The organism is Myxococcaceae bacterium JPH2, assembly GCA_016458225.1.
Classification (GTDB): domain Bacteria; phylum Myxococcota; class Myxococcia; order Myxococcales; family Myxococcaceae; genus Citreicoccus.
The window spans coordinates 1-1,413 of sequence record JAEMGR010000035.1; the positions used below are offsets into that span (position 1 = coordinate 1).

At 60.9% G+C, this 1,413-nt stretch carries 1 protein-coding gene; it reads right to left on the bottom strand.

Features of this window, described 5'->3' with window-relative positions; genetic code table 11:
* A partial coding sequence (locus JGU66_32065) for a hypothetical protein (GenBank protein ID MBJ6765412.1) occupies positions 1-1,059 on the bottom strand: 1,059 nt, incomplete at its 3' end.
* Between the last annotated feature and the right edge of the window lie 354 nt (positions 1,060-1,413).

The window sequence follows — 1,413 nt, forward strand, 5'->3', positions numbered from 1 at the left end:
TTCCACCTTCTGCCGCAGCACCCATGTCCCGCCCAGCCGCCGCACCAGCATGCCGCCCAGGAAGGCCCCGAGCGCCGGAACCGTGTGCTCGTAGATGAGGTCCCGCTCAAACCGCTCCGGGAAGTTCTCCCGCCAGAAGTAGAAGTCCAGGTCCGTGAGAGACTCGGCCGTCTCGTCCATGATGGAGGGCACCTTGGTGTGCAGCGCGGCGGCGAGACCTTCGGACAAGTCTCCGTAGGATTCGAGGACGCGCTCCGGATTCGCCACATCCGAAGGACGAGCGACAGGGAGCCACTCCTCCGGCACCGGCGGCCGGAAGGCGTTGAGTTCGGCAATCTTCCGCTGCCGCTCGCTGATGGCAAACTCGTCCGGCAGCCGCGAGAGGAAGGGCGCCACGTCAGGATGGAAGCGCGGCTCGACGGGTACGAGCGCAGCGCTGCGGTCCCGCAGCGTGCGCAACACCGTGTCGAAGTCGAGGTCCGGCCGCAGGTGGACGTGGGCACGGGCCTGCACCACGCGCGCCTCATCGCTGACGAACTCGGCGGCAGTGGGCCAGAGCACCAGGAGGACGGAGCCGTTGGGGAGTTCCTCCACGAGATGGGCAGGCGTCGAAAGCATCCGCTCGCGACCTACGCTTTCTACGAGCTTGGGGCCGAAGATGTTCAGCCAGAACAGCTCGTAGACCTTGTCGAACCCATCTCGCCTCGTAGATTCATCATCGCGACCAAAGTTTGGATAATCCGCCAGCTGCCGGTCGGCCATGCTGTGGGCCATGGCATTGACGACCGAGCAGCTTGAGGCCCAGGCACGGATCATCTGCACGAACTTCTGGCAGCGTTCGACAGGCCCAAAGAACGAATGCGGCTGGACCGCGACCCATATGTGAAGACTGCATTCAGATGGTTCAAGGAACAACCGAAGCGTCATGTCCAACGAGGGACGATTCGCGCGGTAAAGCCCGACTACAGCGCTGCTCTCATCACGCTCCTCGTTAAATGCCTTCCAAAATGCGGCACGAGAATATTTGTGCCGCCGTTTCCCCTCAACAACCTCGGGCATCCAATCGAATGCATGAGCTTCAAGCGCCAGAAGGAATGGCTCTAGTGCGCGCTCAAGACTATCCTGATGACCCAAGGCACCTTCGAAAGAAAGGCGGAGGATATCTTCCGAGGCTACTTCGCGAAGTTCAAGCACCTTCATTCGAATGACACCTCCACACCCTTTACTTTCCTTTCAGCAATGCCCACGGATTCCCTCAGCACATCGACTTTCGAGGGTTTCAGGGCCCCCCCTTCGTAGACGAGGCGGACCCTCAGAACTCTCGCTTGCTGCCGGATCTTGGTCCTCAGAATACTCAACGTCTCACCGTAGTTGGAGACGATCTTGAGAAGGCGCGGCGTTTCGATCGCGTGA